Annotated in this window: 16 protein-coding genes; 8 read left to right on the forward strand and 8 right to left on the reverse strand. The window is 63.9% G+C overall.

Annotated elements, in window-relative coordinates:
* The first annotated feature begins 95 nt into the window (after window positions 1-95).
* The 3 genes from A3AI_RS0130320 to A3AI_RS0130330 are packed head-to-tail and all read left to right on the forward strand — an operon-like array spanning window position 96 to window position 4,161.
* On the forward strand, window positions 96-668 hold the full coding sequence (locus A3AI_RS0130320; protein ID WP_024519181.1) for a hypothetical protein: 573 nt from the start codon (window positions 96-98) through the stop codon (window positions 666-668).
* Window positions 665-1,657, forward strand: a complete 993-nt coding sequence (locus A3AI_RS0130325; protein WP_024519182.1) for a cytochrome-c peroxidase — start codon at window positions 665-667, stop codon at window positions 1,655-1,657. Before A3AI_RS0130320 ends, A3AI_RS0130325 begins: the two co-directional genes overlap by 4 nt.
* Window positions 1,654-4,161, forward strand: a complete 2,508-nt coding sequence (locus tag A3AI_RS0130330) for a two-component system VirA-like sensor kinase (protein WP_024519183.1) — start codon at window positions 1,654-1,656, stop codon at window positions 4,159-4,161. The genes A3AI_RS0130325 and A3AI_RS0130330 overlap by 4 nt, the downstream gene beginning before the upstream one ends.
* Window positions 4,162-4,296: 135 nt before the next feature.
* On the opposite strand, the gene A3AI_RS0130335 is transcribed toward A3AI_RS0130330, so the two are convergent.
* The 3 genes from A3AI_RS0130335 to A3AI_RS0130345 form a co-directional block, all read right to left on the reverse strand.
* Window positions 4,297-4,602 (reverse strand): hypothetical protein, encoded by a 306-nt coding sequence (locus A3AI_RS0130335; protein ID WP_024519184.1) that lies wholly within the window; start codon window positions 4,600-4,602, stop codon window positions 4,297-4,299.
* The gene (locus tag A3AI_RS0130340) at window positions 4,599-6,566 is read right to left on the reverse strand and encodes a copper amine oxidase (RefSeq protein WP_024519185.1); all 1,968 of its coding nucleotides are present in this window, start codon (window positions 6,564-6,566) and stop codon (window positions 4,599-4,601) included. Before A3AI_RS0130340 ends, A3AI_RS0130335 begins: the two co-directional genes overlap by 4 nt.
* Window positions 6,567-6,889: 323 nt before the next feature.
* A complete protein-coding gene (locus A3AI_RS0130345) occupies window positions 6,890-9,283 on the reverse strand; it encodes a TonB-dependent receptor (protein ID WP_024519186.1) in 2,394 nt (797 codons plus the stop codon).
* A 302-nt stretch (window positions 9,284-9,585) separates the two neighbouring features.
* Between A3AI_RS0130345 and A3AI_RS43675 the strand changes: the two genes are divergently transcribed.
* Complete coding sequence (locus tag A3AI_RS43675; RefSeq protein WP_051382537.1) at window positions 9,586-9,999, forward strand: response regulator; 414 nt, start codon at window positions 9,586-9,588, stop codon at window positions 9,997-9,999.
* 41 nt (window positions 10,000-10,040) lie between these two features.
* Here A3AI_RS43675 and A3AI_RS0130355 read toward each other — a convergent pair whose 3' ends face one another.
* The 4 genes from A3AI_RS0130355 to A3AI_RS0130370 form a co-directional block, all read right to left on the reverse strand.
* Window positions 10,041-10,997 (reverse strand): energy transducer TonB family protein, encoded by a 957-nt coding sequence (locus tag A3AI_RS0130355; protein ID WP_024519187.1) that lies wholly within the window; start codon window positions 10,995-10,997, stop codon window positions 10,041-10,043.
* On the reverse strand, window positions 10,994-11,419 hold the full coding sequence (gene exbD, locus A3AI_RS0130360) for a TonB system transport protein ExbD (RefSeq protein WP_024519188.1): 426 nt from the start codon (window positions 11,417-11,419) through the stop codon (window positions 10,994-10,996). The genes A3AI_RS0130355 and exbD overlap by 4 nt, the downstream gene beginning before the upstream one ends.
* Window positions 11,420-11,422: 3 nt before the next feature.
* Window positions 11,423-12,157, reverse strand: coding sequence for a tonB-system energizer ExbB (gene exbB / locus A3AI_RS0130365; protein ID WP_245286982.1), 735 nt, complete (start codon window positions 12,155-12,157; stop codon window positions 11,423-11,425).
* Between the two features lie 635 nt (window positions 12,158-12,792).
* Window positions 12,793-14,145: a histidine kinase gene (locus A3AI_RS0130370; RefSeq protein ID WP_024519190.1), complete on the reverse strand. Its 1,353-nt coding sequence runs from the start codon at window positions 14,143-14,145 to the stop codon at window positions 12,793-12,795.
* Window positions 14,146-14,344: 199 nt separating this feature from the next.
* Here A3AI_RS0130370 and A3AI_RS0130375 point away from each other — a divergent pair, with 199 nt between their 5' ends.
* Window positions 14,345-14,965, forward strand: a complete 621-nt coding sequence (locus A3AI_RS0130375) for a response regulator transcription factor (protein WP_024519191.1) — start codon at window positions 14,345-14,347, stop codon at window positions 14,963-14,965.
* A 60-nt stretch (window positions 14,966-15,025) separates the two neighbouring features.
* Window positions 15,026-15,871 (forward strand): S-formylglutathione hydrolase, encoded by an 846-nt coding sequence (fghA, locus tag A3AI_RS0130380; protein ID WP_024519192.1) that lies wholly within the window; start codon window positions 15,026-15,028, stop codon window positions 15,869-15,871.
* A gap of 13 nt (window positions 15,872-15,884) precedes the next feature.
* Here the strand turns inward: fghA and A3AI_RS0130385 are convergent, their stop codons facing one another.
* On the reverse strand, window positions 15,885-16,400 hold the full coding sequence (locus A3AI_RS0130385; protein ID WP_036050088.1) for a DUF3280 domain-containing protein: 516 nt from the start codon (window positions 16,398-16,400) through the stop codon (window positions 15,885-15,887).
* Between the two features lie 141 nt (window positions 16,401-16,541).
* Here A3AI_RS0130385 and A3AI_RS0130390 point away from each other — a divergent pair, with 141 nt between their 5' ends.
* Together A3AI_RS0130390 and A3AI_RS0130395 are read left to right on the forward strand one after the other, a co-directional pair.
* On the forward strand, window positions 16,542-17,723 hold the full coding sequence (locus A3AI_RS0130390) for a lanthanide ABC transporter ABC transporter substrate-binding protein PedA1 (protein WP_024519194.1): 1,182 nt from the start codon (window positions 16,542-16,544) through the stop codon (window positions 17,721-17,723).
* A 17-nt stretch (window positions 17,724-17,740) separates the two neighbouring features.
* On the forward strand, window positions 17,741-18,712 hold the full coding sequence (locus tag A3AI_RS0130395; protein ID WP_245286983.1) for a YVTN family beta-propeller repeat protein: 972 nt from the start codon (window positions 17,741-17,743) through the stop codon (window positions 18,710-18,712).

Consider the following 18,712-nt stretch of genomic DNA (forward strand, 5'->3'; position numbering starts at 1 on the left):
AATCCGTGCGCCCAGCCCAACGCGTCCGTCGCGACGAAGCGCCACGGCGCCCAACGCCGTCGCAACGGCCAAGGCTCGTGGAGAGAGTCCGGTCGATGTGCGCCGGCCTCATGCCGTTCGCAGGGCATGCTGGCGCCTTGCCGTCACTTGCCATCGCGATCGTATCCTGGATCGTGGCCGAGACCCTCGCTGGCTGCGCCGCCTACGCAAGGGCGATGTATCCGGCCCTTGCATTGGACGATCTCGCCGACCCCGTCGGCCCCAAGCTGTCCGAACCCAAGCCGTCCGAACCCAGGCCGTCTGAACCCAGGCCGCCGGTGTCCGGACGTCCGAAAAATGCCAGGCCCACCCTGCGGGTGATTTCATCGGGCAATCCGGACGGCACCGGGCGGACCAAGGCCTCGCAGCTGCTTGGCGCAGCCCAGTCCCGGATCGACGATGGAACTGACGCAGTGCTTCGCCGCGAGCAGAAGTCCGGCGCCCGCGCCGGCTGGCGCGCGGCGATCATCGCGGCCGCGATCGGGCTCTGGTCCAAAATTCGCCAGGCCTGCGTCCGGCGACGCAGCAACGCCGACGTGCAAAACCTCGACGAACGGTCGCGCCGCGAACTCGGCGTATCCAGGATCGACGTCGTATCCATCGCGCGATGCGGGGGCGGACCGGAATGATCCGGCCGCGACCGCCGGCATGGTTGTCGCTCCCAAACGCATGCCGGCGGCTGAGCCTGCTTGGCCTGTATGCCCTGCTATCAGGGGTGGCGGTTGCGCAAGCGCCGCTGTGCCTTTCCGAATTGTCGCTGGTGGAACCCGTGGCCGATCAGGAGCCGATCACGCCCATCCCGCCGCCCCCGCCTGCCGATCCGCGCAAGCTCGCGCTCGGCGAACGCCTGTTCAGCGATCCGCGTCTGTCGGCGGATGGCCGCCTCTCCTGCTCGTCCTGCCATGACCTTCGCACCAACGGCGCCGGAGGCCGCGGCCGCAACGCGGCCCCTAGCGGCTCGCTCCAATTTGACACCCTGACGGTGTTCAACGCCTCCCTCAATTTCAGACTGAACTGGGAGGGCAATTTCCGCTCGCTCTCCACGCAGACCGAATCGTCGCTCGAGAACCCGACCAATCTGCACACAAACGCCGACGAGGTCGCGCGGAAGCTGAGCACCGACGCGGCCATCGTCCGGGATTTTCGCGCCGCCTACGACCGCGCGCCGGATCGTGACAACGTGCTGGACGCGCTCGTCACTTTCGAAAGATCGCTGCTGACGCCTGGGAGCCGGTTCGATCGCTGGCTTCGCGGCGACGCCTCGGCGCTTTCGCCCGACGAGCTTGCCGGCTATCAATTGTTCAAATCGTTCGGCTGCAGCTCGTGTCATCAGGGCACGAATGTCGGTGGCAATCTGTTCGCACGGCAAGGCATTTTCCGCCCCCTCGTCCAGGGAAAGCCCGACACGGTGCGCGTGCCGAGCCTGCGCAACGTCGCAACCACCGCGCCCTATTTTCATGACGGAAGCGCCGCAACCCTCGAAGAGGCCGTGCGCCGGATGGCGGCAGCGCAGCTCAATCGAACCGTGAACGACGAGCAAGTGGCTTCCCTCGTTGCCTTCCTGCGGACATTGACCGGCAACTATCGCGGCTCGCCAGTCGTTGGAGCCAAGCCATGAAAGCCATTCAAGCCGCGACAATCGTCGTCTTTCTGATCTTGCTGCTGACATGGCTGTCGATGCGCGCGGTCAACCCCGAGGCCGAGCTGTTCGACCGTGCGCTCGTCGAACTCGATCGCTTTGCTGCGATAGAAAATGCATTGTCTCGCGACGTTTTCACAGCCCGCGCCGGGACGCTGCGCAATTACGATCCGCTGGTGAACGAGGTCAATGCGCTGCGCGATTCGCTCGATCGTTTGCGGGACAGCTCCGCCATCGATGCGCGGATCACCGTGACCGTCGATGAGCTCGCCGCCGTGATCGATCGCCAGGAGCAGCTGGTCGAGCTGTTCAAGAGCGACAACGCCTTGCTGCACAACTCGCTGGCCTTTTTCGGACGCTTTCGGGTCCGACCCGACGCGCCGGAGCTGGATCCCGCGATCAGCGCGGCCGCCGCAGCGATCCTGCACTTGACGCTGGATACGTCCTCGGCCGCGATCAGCGAGGCTCAAAACCGTCTCGACGAGCTCGAGCGGCAGGCGAGCCTGACAGGACAGCGAGGCTCGGTTGAGGCATTGCTGGCGCACGGACGATTGCTCGCCCGCATCCTGCCCACCGTCGACAGCACGTTGAAATCCATGCGCGCGCTACCTCAGGAGCGGGAGCAGGAAACTCTGCGCGCGATAATCGCTACGCAGCAGCTTGAGACCAGAACCGAGGCCCGATGGTACCGCCAACTGCTTTACGCGGCGTCGCTGATCCTCGTGGCCTTCCTGGTTCGGCTCGGCATCGACCTGAGATCACGCGCCAGCGCGCTGCAACGGCGCGCGGCGTTGGACCATGTGATCGCTGCGATGTCGATGCGCTTCATCAATGCGCGACCACAAAATCTCGGACCCGAAATCGATCGCGCTGTTGCCGAGATGGCAGGCCGCATCGGTTCGGACCGCGCCTATTTCGTAATGTCCGGTCCGACGCCGCGTCTTCACCTGTGGCATCGCCCCGGCATGCCGCCGCCACCAGGCTGGCCGGCTGGCGCCGTCGAGCTCGCGGCGCTGATCGGTACCGGAGCCGACGGCCTGGTCTACGTGCCCCGCGTCCGTTCGATGCCGGTAGGGACCGCCAGGGCCAGATCCATCGAGCTCGGGCTTGGCGGGTGGGCATGCGCGACGAATGTCAGCAAGAATGGCGTCAGCGTCGCTCTCGGCTTCGATACCGTCGGCCGCCCGTGCACCATCAAGACGGCAGGCGAGCTTGCGCTCCTGCGCATGGCGCTCGACACCATCCTGCAGGCCGTCGAGCGGCACGCGATCGAAAGCGAGCGGACGCGGCTTGAGGCACGCCTTCGCCAGGCCCAGCGCCTGGAGAAGATTGGAACGCTGACGAGCGGCATTGCCCACAACTTCAACAACATATTGGGCGGCATTCTCGGGCATTCCGAGATCATGGAGGAGCATGTCGGTCCCGGCGCGCGGCATGCGCGCAATCTGGCCGCGATCCGGCGGGGTGCTGAACGGGCGCGTGATCTCGTCGACCAGCTCCTGGCCTTCGGCCGCCGGCGCGACGCGCGCCGCAAGCCCTTGAGCATCGATGCCTTGATCGCCGAAACGGCGACGCTGCTCGATGTCTCGATGCCGCCGGGCATCGAGCTCGTCGTCCAACCGTCTGCGACCGCAGTCGTCGTGTCGGCCGAGAATGCGCAATTGCAGCAGGTGATCCTCAACCTGTGCAACAACGCCGTACACGCCATGCCGCATGGTGGCCGGATCGAGATCGCAACCCGGTTGAACGACGTTTCGCAATCCCTTTCGCTCAGCCACGACGAGCTTCAGCCGGGCAACTATGTCTGTATTGCCGTGACCGACACCGGCAAAGGCATGAACGAGGCGACGCTCGGGCGCATCTTCGAGCCGTTTTTCACCACCCGCGCGGCGGGCAACGGTCTCGGACTGGCCACGGTGCTCCAGATTGTGCATGAGCATGGCGGATCCTTGAACGTCACGAGCGCGCCTGGAGAAGGAAGCTGTTTCGAAGTCTGGCTGCCGAGAGCGACGGCGGCGCCGGTGCCGGAACCGGCCGAGACGACGCTTCCGAGCGGACGGGGTGAGACAATCCTGCTCGTCGCGCAGGACGGCGAGCGCGTGCTGAGAGACGAGGAGATGCTCGCAGCGCTCGGCTATGAACCGGTCGGATTCGCCGCCGCCGAGGCGGCGCTCGCGGCCTGCCGAACCAACAAGGACCGCTTCGACCTGATCGTTGTGGGCCATTTTGGATCGGCCGCGCGCACACTCGAATTGGCCGCGGCGCTGCACGCCAGCGTGCCCGGCGTCCCGATCGTGCTTGCCACCAAGGCCGCGATCGAGATCAGCGCCGATACGCTGGTGACGGCCGGGATCGTCGACGTGGTGCGCTGGCCGATCGTCACCGAGGAGATTGCAACCGCGCTCGCCCGCGGTGCGGGGCTCAAGCGCCCCGGCGATCCGCCGCAGCGCCAGCCCGCGCTCGCCGCGCCGGCGTGCCAGTGAGCTACACCGGAGCGCGACAAGATCGGCAAGATCAGGTTGAATCGCCGTCGCGCTCTTTCGATGGAGCACGATTCCCCGTGTCGAGCCCGCGGGCATGCCTTTCGAAAAACCGTTACACCCTTTCCGGATCATGCTCTATTTGGCGCCCGAAGCCCCGCTCACGCAGGCAATGGCCCGCTCGAACAGCGGGCCATTCTCGCCGTCCCTGTCGAGACAATCAGCAAGCATTGCCGCCGACATGGTCTGGTCGGTGCAGAAGATTCGCATGAAATCGGCGGCTAGCTCGATCTTGCGGGCGGGCGTCTGTCGCGTCCACTCATCAGTATCGAGATAGATCAGCGACGTCTCAAGGCCGACCGGCGTCTGCGCCCGCAGCGCGGTCACGACCGGGAGCGAGGTGCAGGCTGCCGCAAGGAAAATGCCGGCCCATCTGGCGATCATTGTGCGGCCTTCGCTTCGCTCGCCGGCGGCACGTCGAGGGCCGGGTTGCGATCGAAGAAATTGAACGGGCGCAAGCGGAAGCCGTGCCACAGGCCGGGCATCACGGGCCAATCCTCGGCACGGGGCACGTGTCGGAAGCCGACAGTGTACCACAACACCAGATCGCGATTCTCGATCGAGCGCCTGGCTGCGACCCATTTCGGCAGGCCGTCCACCTCGGGGTTTTCGTTCGGGTAGAGGCCGGCTGCGTATTTCTCGTCGGCGGCATAGGCCGTGGCCCACAGCGTGTAGCTCGAGAAGCCGGCGCGGAGCTGGATCGGATCGTCCTTGGCAAGCAGCGAGGTGTCGGCATGGCCTGATATCAGCTGGTAGCTCGTGCGATAGCCGAACTTGTTGGTCTTGTCGGCGCTTTCGACCCTGAACTGGGCAGCGTTCAGCGGCGTCGCGATCGGCCCTTCGGTTGCGACCGGCCGCGTCTCCACCTGCCACAGGCTCTTGCGCGGCCCCTCGCCCGTCAGCCTGTGAACAGTGAAACGGTCCTCCACCAGCCGGTTGCCGGTACCGTCGACATCCATGTCGATCCGGAACATCAGGTAATGATCATGGTTGACCGCGAGCAACCGCTCGTCGACCAGCGTTCCGTAGGCGGTATCCTGCGCAGCGGTTGGATCATTCAGTGTGCTGCTTGCGACGCCCTTGGTGGCATCGATGCCGTAGGCCCCGAGCCGCACGTCGATGTTTCCGGCACGGTCGAACACATAGTCCACGAGGTAGTCGTAATTGCCGACGACGGGCGCCATGCGCACCACGAGCTCGGTGTTCGGCCGCACTTCGGCGGTGTTGTTGATCAGCTCGCTATGACGCCAGATCGGATCTGCCGTCGGCCGCTCGAAAATGCACACCGCGCCCCTGGAGACGATCGGCGTGCCCTTGGTGCCTGAAATCGTGAGGTCAAGGTAGTGCGCGTCGTCGGGACAATCCTCGCCGGGACGCAACTCGCTTGAGAGCACGCCAAAGCCGTACTCGCCGATATCCATGTAGGCGCGGAACTGCCAGGTTTGCGCCGGATCCATGTAGGGCACGAACATCTCGCTCGCCGAGAGCTGGTAGACGACATCCCGCATCGCGCCGTGATCGTCGTAGCGGATCAGGGACAGCACCGCTCCGATGCGCGGCTCCAGGCGCACATGGAACGACCAGTTGTCCCAGCGCACCTCGCCTCCGTTCACGGTGACGTTCGTGCCCTGCGGCGACGAAATCAAAACCGGCTTCGGCACGACGCGATATTTGCCGGAATCGGCATAGGCGTGCGATGGGGTTGGCGCAGGCGGCGGCACCACGCCGAAATCGGTCACCGACAGCACCTTCTTCTCATTGAGGTCAACCTGCGCAATCAGGTTTTCGATCGGCCTGCCCCACAGATTGTTGCCCGCTCCCGACGTATCGACGCAGGGAACATTGAGGAGGCGATGCCCCCTGAGAGTCGGATCGACCGAGGGACCTACGGTCAAGGGAAGACAGAAGATGTTGTGAAAGTCGGTGATGCCGCGTTTGGCCATAGCGGCGACCCATCGCGGGTCCTGTTTCGGCAAATCGCTTGCGGCCATGAGTTCGTCGATCGTTAATGCGGCCTGCCGATCCGCGATCTCGTCCCATTTGACCAGGCTTTTCGCGACCAGGTCGATCCGCCCTTCATAGAGCCGGCCGCCCGCGAGCAGCGTCGCGACCGCCCTGCGCGCGAAAGCCTGCCCCGGGCGCCAGGCGCGGACCTCGTCCTTGGGATTCTCGTCGAGGGCCAGGGAGACGATCCGTGCGTCATCGCCGAACTTGCCGGCACGGCGAAGCACGCCGACACCGGCGCTGATCTCGTCGGCGGTCAGGCCGTCCATGGGATGGTGCGGCGATGCAATCGGGGAAACCCTGTTCTCGGCATGCGCGGCAGGCGCGAGTGCCAGGACTCCCATAGCAAAGGCTCCGACCATCGCCCTGACAAGAGCCAGCCCGTACAGCCACGATATGACCGATCCCGGAGCCATCTTGCTCTCTCCTGTCGACGCTGCCGTGCCTCGCTGCCCGAGAGGACGACGATGGCGTTCCGATCAGGCATATCCGATCATGTCGCAGCCAGCGCATCAAGTCTTCGCGCGCGCAGCCTGCGTGGTCCTCCCGGCGATGCGAAGCATCGTCCGGAGACGGCGCAGATGCCTCTCCTCACCATGAGGAGGCACGTCAGCGCCGTCTCGAAGGACGGACTGCGAAAAGGCAGGCGCGTGGATGCGTGCTGGCGTCAGAACGTCGCCTTTATGCCACCGTAGACCGCGAGCGGCATTCCCGGCAGGAAGGTGCGCGGGTCGTTGAAGGTAAGCAGATTGGGACCGCCGGGCGTGGAGTTGTTGTAACCACCGGTGTCGAAGAACGTGCCGGCAGAGTAGTAGTGCTGGTTGAACAGGTTCTGCACCAGCCCGAACACCTGCACGTTTTTCGTAATCTGGTAGGACGTGTGCATGTTGACGACCCAATAGGCGGGCACCTTGGGATTCAGGTTGGAGTCGTCGTGGATCAGATACTGGCTGCCGAAATAATTTACGTCGGCGCCGAGCTTCCAGGCATCGGTGATCGCGTATTCACCACCGATCTTGAGGCGGTTCGCGGGAATCCCGGGAATGTGATTGCCGGGCGCGACAAAGATGACGCTCGCGCCGGTGACGGGGTCGATGCTTGCCATCGGATTGTTCACGCCGGGCAATGTCAGGAAGCTCTGATAGGTCGCGTCGATGAAGGTGTAGTTGGCGTAGGCCGTCCAGCGATCCCAGGAGAAATCGACCTTCGCCTCGACACCCTGCCGCAGCGTGGTGCCCGCGTTCTGGAAAAAGCCGAAGTTCGGCACCGCAGCACTGGCGACGCTGATGATGTCATCGGTGTTCTCGGTGCGGAACAGGCTGAGGCCCCAACGCAGGCGCCAGCCGTTCTCGACGGCTTTGGGGGGCGCCTTCGACGGCAGATGCTCTGCGGCTGCGGCGCCACCCGAATATTCGCCGCGGAAGCCGCCTTCGATCGTGTGCGACACCACCTGCTTGAGCGGCGGATCCGCGATCAAAAAATTATCGATCTGGCAGGGTATCGAGGGGTCCGAGCAGCCGAGCTCGAGCGGTGTCGGCGCGCGGTTGGCTTCCGAGTAGCCGGCATAGGCGGTGACATTCGGCGTAATCCGGTAGGTCAGGCCGATGACCGGATTGAAGCGCTGGTAGTTATTCGCGCTGGTGAGCAGCGGATTGGTGCCGGTCAAGTCCTGCAGGTCGATCTGGGCGTAATTGAAGCGTCCGCCGCCGGTCAGCGAGAGTTGCGAGGTGATGTCGAAGGTGTTGGTTGCGTAGACGCCGATATAGGTGTTGTTGGCCCTGAGATTGTCCGGCATGTCGTCAGCCGCGGGCTGATTGATGAAGACGCCGGTGCCGGTCACGAAGAAATTCTGGTCAACCGTGCCCAGCTCGGCCGATGTCTGAAAATTCGTGGTTCCGCGATCGACGCTGGTGCCTACGACCAGATGATTGTCATGTCCGAACACCTGGGCCGTGCTCGTTGCCTGTAGCGACCCGCCGTAGCTGTTCGACCTGGTCCAGTTGCGGTCGATTTCACCGATTGCAGAATTCGCAATCAGGTTGTTCGGAGTGTCTCCTGCTATATTGAGCGGCGTGGCGCCATCGCCGATGCAGAGGTTGATGCCGTCATCGCAGGTCTGCGCGTCGGACCCGTTGCCGTCGACATGGGCCGCACGATAGGCGCGGAAATAGGCGTTGGCCTGAACCGTGAGCGTGTCCGTCGGCGTCCACTTCGCGTTCGTCTGCAGAAAGGCAAGCTGCAGATGGGTTGATTGTGGCCATGTATAGACGCTCGCCCAGTTTTGATTGAGGAGCTCCACTGGCGTCGCGGCAGCGGAGCCCAGCTTGTTGTCTGCGCCCGTGAAGGAGACGTGGAATTCGGTTTGGTCGCCACGCACACCCACATCGACATACATGCGCCGGACCTGGGATTGCGACGAGAATTCTCGCCAGCCGCGGTCAAAGGTACTGTCGGCTGCGACATAAGCGGAGACGTTGTCTTTCTCGTAGCCGGCTTGCGCGCCGCCCGATATCCGCCCGTACGATCCGCCCCAGAGCTGGGCCTCGGTGCCGTGATAGGTGAAGCCGTTCTTCATCTCGATCGACAATGCGCCGCCGGTGGCGTTGAGACCGAAGATCGGGTTGTTCGGCATCAAGGTCATGCGCGCGATCGCCATCTCCGGGATCAAGTCCCAGTTCACGACGTCGCCGAACGCTTCGTTGATGCGGTTGCCGTTCTGATAGACGGCGATTCCCTGCGGGGTGCCCGGCACCGGCGAGGCGCTAAAGCCGCGGTAGTCGAGATTGCGCTGGAATTGGTTGCCGGACTGGTCGCTCAGAGACACGAAGGGAAGGAACTGAACCATGCCGTCCAGCAGCGATGTCGACTTCTCGGGAACGAGGTCGGATGCACCCATCGTCTGAACGTTGGACGGCACTTTATTGATATCGATTTCCCCACCAGGTACGGGCGATACGCCGACGACTTCGATGGTCGGCAGCGCCTCCTGCGCTGATGCAATCCCCGGCAATACGGCGCAGCTCAGGAGAAGCGCGCTCTTCAATGCCTTGAGCCTGGTCAAAACATCCCCCAATTTTCGACCGCGTTGTTCTTGGCTGCCCAGCGTCCCCTGAGCCTCGAACGACGCAGAGCGGTCGAATTACGCCGTTACGTTAACATATGGAAATATTGCTAGTGACTCGCCTTGATCGCCGCAACAGGGATTTCTCCCGGCGGGACAGGGACATTTTTCCCGATCGCGAAAAGTGGGCTATTTGCAGCGGTCTCTTGTTGCTGGCGCGGTTTTGCGATCCTTGCACCTGCGCGACGTGACATAAAAACTTCGCTCCCTGATGCACTTTGGTCACACCGGTCCCTCCCCCCATGTGCAAAGTCCTTCTCGTCGACGACCATCCGATCATCGTCGCTGCATGTCGCTGGCTGCTCGAGCAGGACGCTGGCACCACCGTGCTGGATGCAAATGACGCCTCAACCGGCTACGACGCTTTTCTGCAGCACAAGCCCGACGTCATCGTCGTTGATCTCAGGCTGCAGAACGAGGATTTTGGCGGTCTTGCCCTGATCAAGCGGATCCGCTCTCGCGCTCCTCAAGCCGCCGTTCTCGCGTTCAGCATGCATCTCGATCCGGTTGTGATCAGTGCCACCATCCGCGCCGGCGCGACGGGCTATCTGCTGAAGGATGCGCCGCCGGAAGAGCTCGCCAGGGCCGTGGAGCATGTTCGCTCAGGCCGGCGCTACATGGATCGGCAGGCTGAATGGATCAGCAGATTGCCATGAGATGGCGATCGCGCGGCGCCGTGGTTTCACGCCGCGCAGTCTCACTGCGGTCGCAGGTGCAGCGGGATGGTCAGCGCGATTTGCGCCTGGGTCATGCCCGGCGGGAAACGCGGATAGGGCTGTGCCCGCTCGATGACAGCCATCCCCGCGCTGTCCAGCACCGCAGAGCCCGAGCTGCCGGCGAGCCGGTGCGACAACAACCGACCATTGCGATCGATGGTGACGCCCACACGCACGGTACCACTGTCCTTGTTGCCGTTCGCGGCATAGGTGGCAAAGCGCCTGATATGCGCGGCCAGCTCGCTTTCCCACGACGCCCGCCCCGCCTTCGCTCCCTCGCTGTCCGCGCCGGGATTGGGCGCCATGGCGAGTTGCGCGGGCTTGCTCCCCGGCGCGGCCGCGGGCTTCGGCGGTGCGGTCTTGTGCTTCGCTCTCTCGGCTTTTTCTCTTTCGGCCTTCTCTTTCTCTAGCTTTTCTCTCTCAGCCTTTTCGTTTGTCGCCGGCTTGCGCGCGGACTGCTCGGGGACCTTCTCGGGCTTCGCCTCAGGCGTCGATTCTGCTGGCTTCGCAGGAGGCTGCATGACGGTGACCTGATCGGGCTGCGCTGCAGGTTCGGGCATCTGCAGTGCCACAGGCGGCGGAACGGGTTCCGGAGGCGGTGTCTGCTCTGCCTTCACCGGTGGCGGTTCAGGCTCGGTGACGGCCTGCCGGGTCTCGACAGGTTCGGTCTTGGCCGGCGCGAGATCGGATTGCTCGACTTGCGGCGTTGGTTCGGCCGGCGGAGCTTCCGGTGCAGCCATGGCAGGCGCGCTGGCGGCCGGCATGAAGGCGACGTCGACCACCGGCGCCTCGGCCTGTCCCTCCGGCGCCGACCTGAGAAGCAGATAAGCCAGTGCCAGACCGACATGAAGCGCCACAACCACAAGTGCGGCCACCGTCCACAGCGCCGTTTCGCTGGCCCGCTCCCGATCATAGGGATCGACCGTCAATACGCTCACGGCCCGCTCCGGATTTCCAGCGCAACCAGCGCCACTTTCACATAGCCGGCGTTCCGTAGAACATTCATCAGCTCCATCACCTCGCCATAGGACAGGGCCTGGTCGGCGCGCAGCAGCACCCGCTGGGCGCGATCGGAGCCAGTTGCGGCATCGAGCGCCGCGGCAAGGTCCGCCCGCGTGACCGCGTCGTCACCGACCGCGAGCGAGTGATCGGCCTTGAAGGTCACGAAGATCGGCTTGTCGGGACGCGGCGGCGGCTCGGCGGACGCTGACGGCAGATTGACCGGAACATCCACGGTCGCGAGCGGAGCTGCGACCATGAAGATGATGAGGAGAACCAGCATGACGTCGATGAATGGCGTCACATTGATCTCGTGGGACTCCGCGTACTCTTCGTCGCGCCTGGCGAACCGGACTGCCATGGCTCACTCCGCCGAATCTGCGATCGAAAGCACCGTGGCCTCCGCCGTGCGTGGCCCGCGTCTGACATCGATAGGCAGGGCATTGCGGTCGAGATCGCGGCTCAGCAGGCGCAGGATTGCGACGGAGGAATCGGCCAGCACCGCACGATAGGTGCCGGTTGAGCGCGCGAAGGCGTTGTAGATCACGACCGCAGGAATTGCCGCCGCGAGACCGAAAGCGGTGGCCAACAGCGCCTCCGCAATACCCGGAGCGACGACGGCGAGGTTCGTGGTGTGGGCCCGCGAAATGCCAATGAAGCTGTTCATGATGCCCCACACGGTGCCGAACAGGCCCACAAACGGCGCGACAGCCCCGACGGTGGCCAGGATGCCCATGCCGCGCCCGATCCGCTGCGCGGCTGCCGCCTCCATCCGCTCGAGTTGCCAGGCGACACGTTCCTTGATGCCTTCCACAGGAAGACCGCGTGACTTCTCCACCTCGTCTTCGGCCGCGGCGAGAAGCCGGCCCACCACGTTTCTTTGGTCCGCGATCTGGCGGGCTGCATCGAGCAGCGAACGCGCCGAGAGAACGGTGGCCAATGCGCGGCGGCCTTCACCTCTCGCCGCTCGCAACTGAATGGTCTTGACGAGGAGAACCGTCCAGGTCGCAACCGACGCGAGTGCCAGGCCGATCATGACGACCTTCACCACCACGTCTGCCTGTACGAACATGCTCCATGGCGACATGGCATCGGGCAAGGGACCGACGGCTATTGTCGAGGCGGGTTGAGCCCCCGGTGACGCAATAGATGATGCTGAAGACTGCGGCTCGGAGCTTGCCGGCTTTGCTTCGCTCTCCGAAGGGAGAACACTCTGGCCAGCGGTGCTCACGGGAGCCGGATTGGCAGGGGCGGCGACGGCCGGCGGCGCGTCCTTCGACACCTCCTCCGCCCGTGCAGAAGGCAGCCCGGCGAGAACGGAGAAGGAGACCAGCGATAGCATCATCGCCAGCAGCCATTCGACGCGCAACGTCGAACGCTTTCGCGGGTATGCGCCTCGACCTCGCGGCTGGGTTTGCACCTCGGCCATGCTCTGTACTCCTCCCGCTTGCCCCCGGTCTGTCGCCGGGGCGTGGTCTTGACCGTGCGATGGTCGCGCACACTGCCACGACATGGTGTCATCGCGCTTAGGCAAAGTAACGGCAGATGCTGCAAGACGATCCGACAAATCAAGAGAGTGCCGTTTGTCGCTCTCCGCTTCAAGACGATCATTGCGTCAGGAGAAATTTCAGCTGCGAAAGCGCGCCTCAGGAGGATGCACCGAGCCCAATGCGGACTGTAGCGCTGTTCGAGCGCGATCTTTTCCCGGAATGATCGGGAAAAATTCCCGATGCGCTAATGTGCCGCATTGGGAATGATCGCCTCCACGGTCACCCCGCCATCGTTCGAGGCAACCGAAAGTGTGCCGCCCAGCGCCAGGATCCGTTCCCGCATCCCGCTCAATCCGCGACCGAGCTTGTGGTCCGGCGTGAGCCCGCAGCCATTGTCGCGCACTCGCACCAGCGCGCCGGCGCGGTTAGCACCTGTTCCCGCCGGCTCGACAGTGACGTTGACCGCGGTTGCGCCCGCGTGTCGGAACACGTTGGTCAGGGCTTCCTGCACCACCCGGTAGATGGTGAGCTCCGCAGTCTCGCCGGTTTGACCGAGGGAACGGGAAATGGAGGTTTCGATCGCGACATCGGGACGGGACTCGCGCCAGAGCCGCAGCAGCGCCTCGAGCGCGCCGTTCAAGCCGAGTTCCGCAAGCCCCGCGGGCCGCAGCTTCTCAAGAACGCGCCGGTTGAACTGCTGCAGCGCATTGACCTGATCCAGGATGGCGCTGCCGTGCTTCCGCAGCGCCTCCCTCGCCGGCTCGCCGCTCTCGGCCAGCCGCACCAGCGCGCTTGCATGGGCGCGCAGCGAAAACAGATAAGGACCGAATTCGTCATGCAGCTCGCGCGCGATCTGCTTGCGCTCGACGTCCTGCAGCGAGACCGCGCGTTCGGCCAATTGCCGCTTCTCCTCCACCGCCTCGCCCAGCGTCGCCGCCAGATGGTTGAGCTTGCCGCAGATGGCGGCGAGCTCCGGTGCGCCGCCGGGCGTGACGCGGGCATTATAGTCGCCCGCCTCTATTCTGTTCATGGCTTGCGACAAGGCACCGAGCGGGCTGAGCGCGCGGCTGACCACCATCATCGTCACCAGGAAAAGCGCCAGTGCCGTGAGCGAACCAACTTCGAGCTGGGTCACGATGCCGTCCCAGATTTCCGCGATCTCGTCATTGGGATGCGAGGTGATCACGAGCTGCTGCGGCTTGCCATGCACGGACACCGGGACATCCACCGAGGTGGTCTCGGGGTGAACCAGATTGACGAACCAGGCAGGCGGCGCGTGCGCGTCGTCGCTCTCGGCGGCCTGACCGCTGTTCGAGATACGCTGCGTGCCATCCTGCAGCGTGATGCTGACATGGCGGAGCCGGCTCAGGTCGCTCGCGATCTGCTGCAATCTCGCATTCGGGTCCGGCGCCTCGTTGAGATCGGCGACGATCATCTCGATGAACTCGCGCGCGAGCCGGATGACGCTCTGATCCTCGGCCTGAACGCGCGGCCCCGCCTCGACCACGAGCCGCGTGATGTTGATGAGGAGACCGAAGGCCAGGACCAGCGCCAGCAGCAGGGTGATCCGGGCACGCAAGGAAAGTTTCTGCCACATGGTATTTGTCCGCGACCGCCGCTTTCGCTACTGACAAGAAGGAGCGTTGACAGCACAACTGGGCCGGCTATCTAATCGAAACCTATAGCAACCTCGTTTCAGATGCATGCCCGGGGGGACAGGCGTCGCGACGATAACGAGCTGCGTCACGTTTGTTGCGCTGCAACAACAGACATGCGCAGCCGTCTGGGACCGATGCATGCGCGTTCTGATCGTCGACGACCACCCCATTGTCGCCTCCGGCTGCCGGGCCTTGCTCGCGGGCGAAGGCGAGATCGTGCTCACGGACGCCTCCGACGCGGAAACCGGCGAGCGCATGTTTGCCGCTGAGCATCCTGATGTCTGTGTCATCGACATCAACCTGCCGACCGTCTCGGGCTTCGAACTGGCGCGGCGGATCCTGGCGCGCGACGCCTCCGCCCGCATCATCATGTTCAGCATGAATGATGATCCGATCTTCGCCGCGCGCGCGATCGAGGTCGGCGCCAAGGGCTACGTCTCGAAATCCGGCGATCCCAACGATCTTGTCGAGGCGATCCGACAGGTCGGCGACGGCGGAACCTATCTGCCGACCGCGATAGCGCGGAGCATCGCTTTTGCGGGACCTGGCTTTGCGCTGAGCCCGCTGTCAAAACTGACCGCGAAGGAAATGGAGATCCTGCGCCTGCTCAGCGCCGGCAAGAGCCTTTCGGAGATCGCCTGGCTCGTCCACTCCTCCTACAAGACCGTCGCCAATACCTCCTCGATCATGCGCCAGAAGCTTGGCGTGCGCACCTCGGCCGAGCTGGTCCGGTTGGCGATCGAAAGCGGCGTCGCCTAGCGCGGCACGAGACGTCTCGGCGTCCGGCAAGATCAACCTCTTCCATCACAGGAGCCAACCATGGCGGTCCAGACTGTTTCCCTCAACAAATCCCATGGCGGCGTGCAGGGCGTGTACAAGCATGCGAGCCAGCAGACCAGGACCGACATGACCTTTTCGGTCTATGTGCCGGAGCACCAGAGCGGCGCCAAGCTGGCGGTGGTGTACTATCTGTCGGGGCTCACCTGCACCCACGCCAATGTCACGGAGAAAGGCGAATACCGCCGCGCCTGCGCGGAGCTTGGCCTCGTCTTTGTCGCAGCCGACACCTCGCCGCGCGGCCCCGACGTGCCCGGCGATCCCGCCAATGCCTACGATTTCGGGCTCGGCGCGGGCTTTTATGTCGATGCCACGCAGGAGCCCTATGCGCGCAACTACCGCATGTGGAGCTACGTCACCGAGGAGCTGCCAAAGCTGGTCGCCGAAAATTTCCCGGTTGACGTCAACCGGCAGTCCATTCTCGGCCACTCCATGGGCGGGCACGGCGCGCTGACGGTGGCTTTACGCAATCCCGGCCGCTACCGCGCCGCGAGCGCCTTTGCGCCCATCGTGGCGCCGTCGCAGGTGCCATGGGGCAACAAGGCGCTGGGCGGCTATCTCGGCAGCAACAAGCAGGCCTGGCGCAAGCATGACGCGGTCGCGCTGATCGAGGATGGCGCGCGTTTCCCGGAATTTCTGGTCGACTACGGCGATGCCGACCAATTCCTGACCGAGCAGCTTCGTCCCGAGCTTTTGAAGGCCGCATGCGAGAAGGCGAACATCCCGCTCGCCTTGCGCCGCCAACCCGGCTACGACCACAGCTATTATTTCATCTCGACGTTCATGAGCGATCATCTGCACTGGCACGCCAGACGGCTGAAGGCGTGAGGCGGCGCGAAACCTATTGCGGCTTTGGCATGCCGTAATTCGGCGCCAGCAGGCGGTCATGCACGAGGTAGCTCGTCACCCGCGTCCAGGATTCGTCGGTGTTGCCGCGCATATCGGCATTCATGGCCGCGACCACTCGCCCGGTGTGAACGTCGCGCATGTAAATGTTCATGATCAGGATGAGGTTGGAAACCTTCTGCACCACGCCGGTGAGAACGAGATCCGCCCCGATCTGGTCCGCATAGCGCACGTCACAGCCGCCGCAGGCCTGCAGATTGCTGCCATGCGCAGCTGCGGTGACGGGAGCGATATCGATGAGCTGAAACTTGCCGGACTCCGCCAGTTCCCGGCGCAATTGATCGCCGGCCCGCATCAGGCGATCCTGCTCGTCCTTGCGCGGCCCGCTCATCTCGCCCTGCAGGCTGGTGTCGAGCAGCTCGAAATCGAACACCGCGAGCTTGGGCGTATCGGCATGGGCCGGCAGCGAACCCATCAGTGACAGAAAAATAGCCGCGAGCCGTGCTCTCATGATGGTGATCCCTGACGTCGTGACGTACCACAAAATGCGGGCTTGCAAGCCAAGCATAATTCGGTCTTGTTTGCGGGCAAGAGCTTCAAGGCGAAGCGCCCATCACCGTTCAGGCGAGGGATAAGTGCATTGGGAGGAACTATGTTCCGATGGTTGGCGGCCGCGATTGGCCTGGCGCTGATCTCGCCCTTTGCGCTTGCGGCCGAGCCGGTCGAGGTCAACATCGGCTATCTTCACCACGCAGGCATCAAAGAGACCTTGTCGCTGATTGCGCAGCCCGCCGACAATGACGGCATTGCCGGTGCGCGCCTTGCGATCGAGGACAACAACACCACCGGAAAATTTCTCAACCAGCATTTCAACCTGGACGAGGTTCGGCTCAAGTCCAGTGATGATGTGGTGAAGGCGGCGCAGACGCTTGCCGGCCATGACGGCTTCATCATCGCCGACCTCCCCGCGGACGAGCTGCTCAAGGTCTCGGACGCGCTGCGCGACAATGGCACGCTGCTATTGAACGCCGGCGCCATCGACGACCGGCTCCGCGAGGAGGACTGTCGCGCCAATGTCATTCATGTCGCACCGACACGCTCGATGCTGGCTGATGCGCTCGCACAATATTTGGTGTGGAAGCAATGGAAGCGCTGGCTGCTGGTGGCCGGCTCGCATGACAACGACAAGCTCTATGCCGACGCGCTGCGCCGCGCGGCGACGCGCTTCGGCGCCAAGATCGTGCAGGAGCGCACCTTCGAGGATAAAGGCGGCGCGCGGCGCACCGACAGCGGCGTCACGCTGATCCAGCGCCAGATGCCTGTTTTCACCCAGCAGGCGCCGGCCTATGACGTTCTGGTTGCCGCCGACGAGAGCGAGGTCTTCGCTTCCTATCTGCCTTACCGCACCTGGGATCCCCGCCCCGTCGCGGGCTCGGCAGGACTAATGCCGACGAGCTGGGATGCCGCGCATGACCAATGGGGCGCGATCCAGCTGCAGAACCGCTTCGTCAAGCTCAATTCGCGGCGCATGACGGCGCTCGACATGCAGGCCTGGACCGCCGCACGCATGATCGGCGAGGCTGCCTCCCGCACCAACTCCGGCGATCCCAAGCGTCTGGCCGACTTCATAAAGGGACCGGACTTTTCGGTCGCGGCCTTCAAGGGGCAGCCGCTGACGCTGCGCGACTGGAATCTGCAGCTTCGCCAGCCGATCCTGCTTGCGGACGGGCGCATGGTGGTTTCGGTTTCGCCGCAGGAAGGTTTCCTGCACCAGGTCTCCGAACTCGACACGCTCGGCGTTGACCGGCCCGAAACCAAGTGCAAGCTGCATTGAGGATGGAGAACCTGCGCATGTGGCGCCATTGCCTGCTTCCCGGACTGGCCGTTTGGCTCGCGGCGGCCGCGCCCGCGCACGCCTACATCGCCTATGTCTCGAACGAAAAAGGCAACACGGTCTCGGTGATCGATACCGATAGCTGGACCGTCACCAACACCATCAAGGTCGGCCAGCGGCCGCGCGGCATCGAGTTCACCCGTGACGGCAAATTCGTGATGGTGGCAGTCGGCGACGACGACACCATCCAGATGATCGACACCAAGACCCACGAGATCGCCGACACCCTGCCCTCCGGCCCCGACCCCGAATTGTTCACCCAGGACACTACCGGCAAGATTCTCTACGTTGCGAACGAGAACGACAACACCGTGACGATCATCGACATCGCGAAGCGCGCGCGACTTGGCGACATCCAGGTCGGGGTCGAGCCCGAGGGCATGACCATGAGCCCGGACGACAAGATCCTGATCAACACGTCCGAAACCACCAACATGGCGCACTTCATCGACACCACGAAGCGCGAAATCGTGGCCAATGTGCTGGTGGATTCGCGGCCGCGCTTTGCCCAGTTCAAGCCTGATGGCTCGGAATTGTGGGTCTCTTCGGAAATCGGCGGCACGGTGTCGATCATCGACCCCGTCAAGCACGCCGTGACCGGCAAGATCGAGTTCAGCATTCCAGGCCTGCGGCGCGAAGCGATCCAGCCGGTCGGCATCGGCATCACCAAGGACGGGAAGACGGCCTTCATCGCCCTCGGCCCCGCCAACCGCATCGCGGTCGTCGATGCCGCGACCCACACAGTGACGAAATATCTCCTGGTCGGACAGCGGGTCTGGCACATGGCCTTCACGCCGGACGAGAAATATCTTTTGACGACCAACGGCGTTTCCAATGATGTGTCCGTGATCGATGTCGCAAGCCAGAAGGTGATCAAGACAATCCAGGTCGGGGAGTTGCCATGGGGCATCACGATCACGCCGCAATGA

Source organism: Bradyrhizobium sp. Tv2a-2, from assembly GCF_000472425.1.
Classification (GTDB): domain Bacteria; phylum Pseudomonadota; class Alphaproteobacteria; order Rhizobiales; family Xanthobacteraceae; genus Bradyrhizobium.

What these genes read in the sequence shown, in the direction of transcription:
- A3AI_RS0130370 (WP_024519190.1), bottom strand. Translation starts at nt 14,145, where the DNA reads ATGTGGCAGAAACTTTCCTTGCGTGCCCGGATCACCCTGCTGCTGGCG.
- exbD (WP_024519188.1), bottom strand. Translation starts at nt 11,419, where the DNA reads ATGGCAGTCCGGTTCGCCAGGCGCGACGAAGAGTACGCGGAGTCCCAC.
- A3AI_RS0130340 (WP_024519185.1), bottom strand. Translation starts at nt 6,566, where the DNA reads ATGGGAGTCCTGGCACTCGCGCCTGCCGCGCATGCCGAGAACAGGGTT.
- A3AI_RS0130320 (WP_024519181.1), top strand. Translation starts at nt 96, where the DNA reads ATGTGCGCCGGCCTCATGCCGTTCGCAGGGCATGCTGGCGCCTTGCCG.
- A3AI_RS0130330 (WP_024519183.1), top strand. Translation starts at nt 1,654, where the DNA reads ATGAAAGCCATTCAAGCCGCGACAATCGTCGTCTTTCTGATCTTGCTG.
- A3AI_RS0130390 (WP_024519194.1), top strand. Translation starts at nt 16,542, where the DNA reads ATGTTCCGATGGTTGGCGGCCGCGATTGGCCTGGCGCTGATCTCGCCC.
- A3AI_RS0130335 (WP_024519184.1), bottom strand. Translation starts at nt 4,602, where the DNA reads ATGATCGCCAGATGGGCCGGCATTTTCCTTGCGGCAGCCTGCACCTCG.
- A3AI_RS0130375 (WP_024519191.1), top strand. Translation starts at nt 14,345, where the DNA reads ATGCGCGTTCTGATCGTCGACGACCACCCCATTGTCGCCTCCGGCTGC.
- A3AI_RS0130325 (WP_024519182.1), top strand. Translation starts at nt 665, where the DNA reads ATGATCCGGCCGCGACCGCCGGCATGGTTGTCGCTCCCAAACGCATGC.
- A3AI_RS0130385 (WP_036050088.1), bottom strand. Translation starts at nt 16,400, where the DNA reads ATGAGAGCACGGCTCGCGGCTATTTTTCTGTCACTGATGGGTTCGCTG.
- A3AI_RS0130395 (WP_245286983.1), top strand. Translation starts at nt 17,741, where the DNA reads ATGTGGCGCCATTGCCTGCTTCCCGGACTGGCCGTTTGGCTCGCGGCG.
- fghA (WP_024519192.1), top strand. Translation starts at nt 15,026, where the DNA reads ATGGCGGTCCAGACTGTTTCCCTCAACAAATCCCATGGCGGCGTGCAG.
- A3AI_RS43675 (WP_051382537.1), top strand. Translation starts at nt 9,586, where the DNA reads ATGTGCAAAGTCCTTCTCGTCGACGACCATCCGATCATCGTCGCTGCA.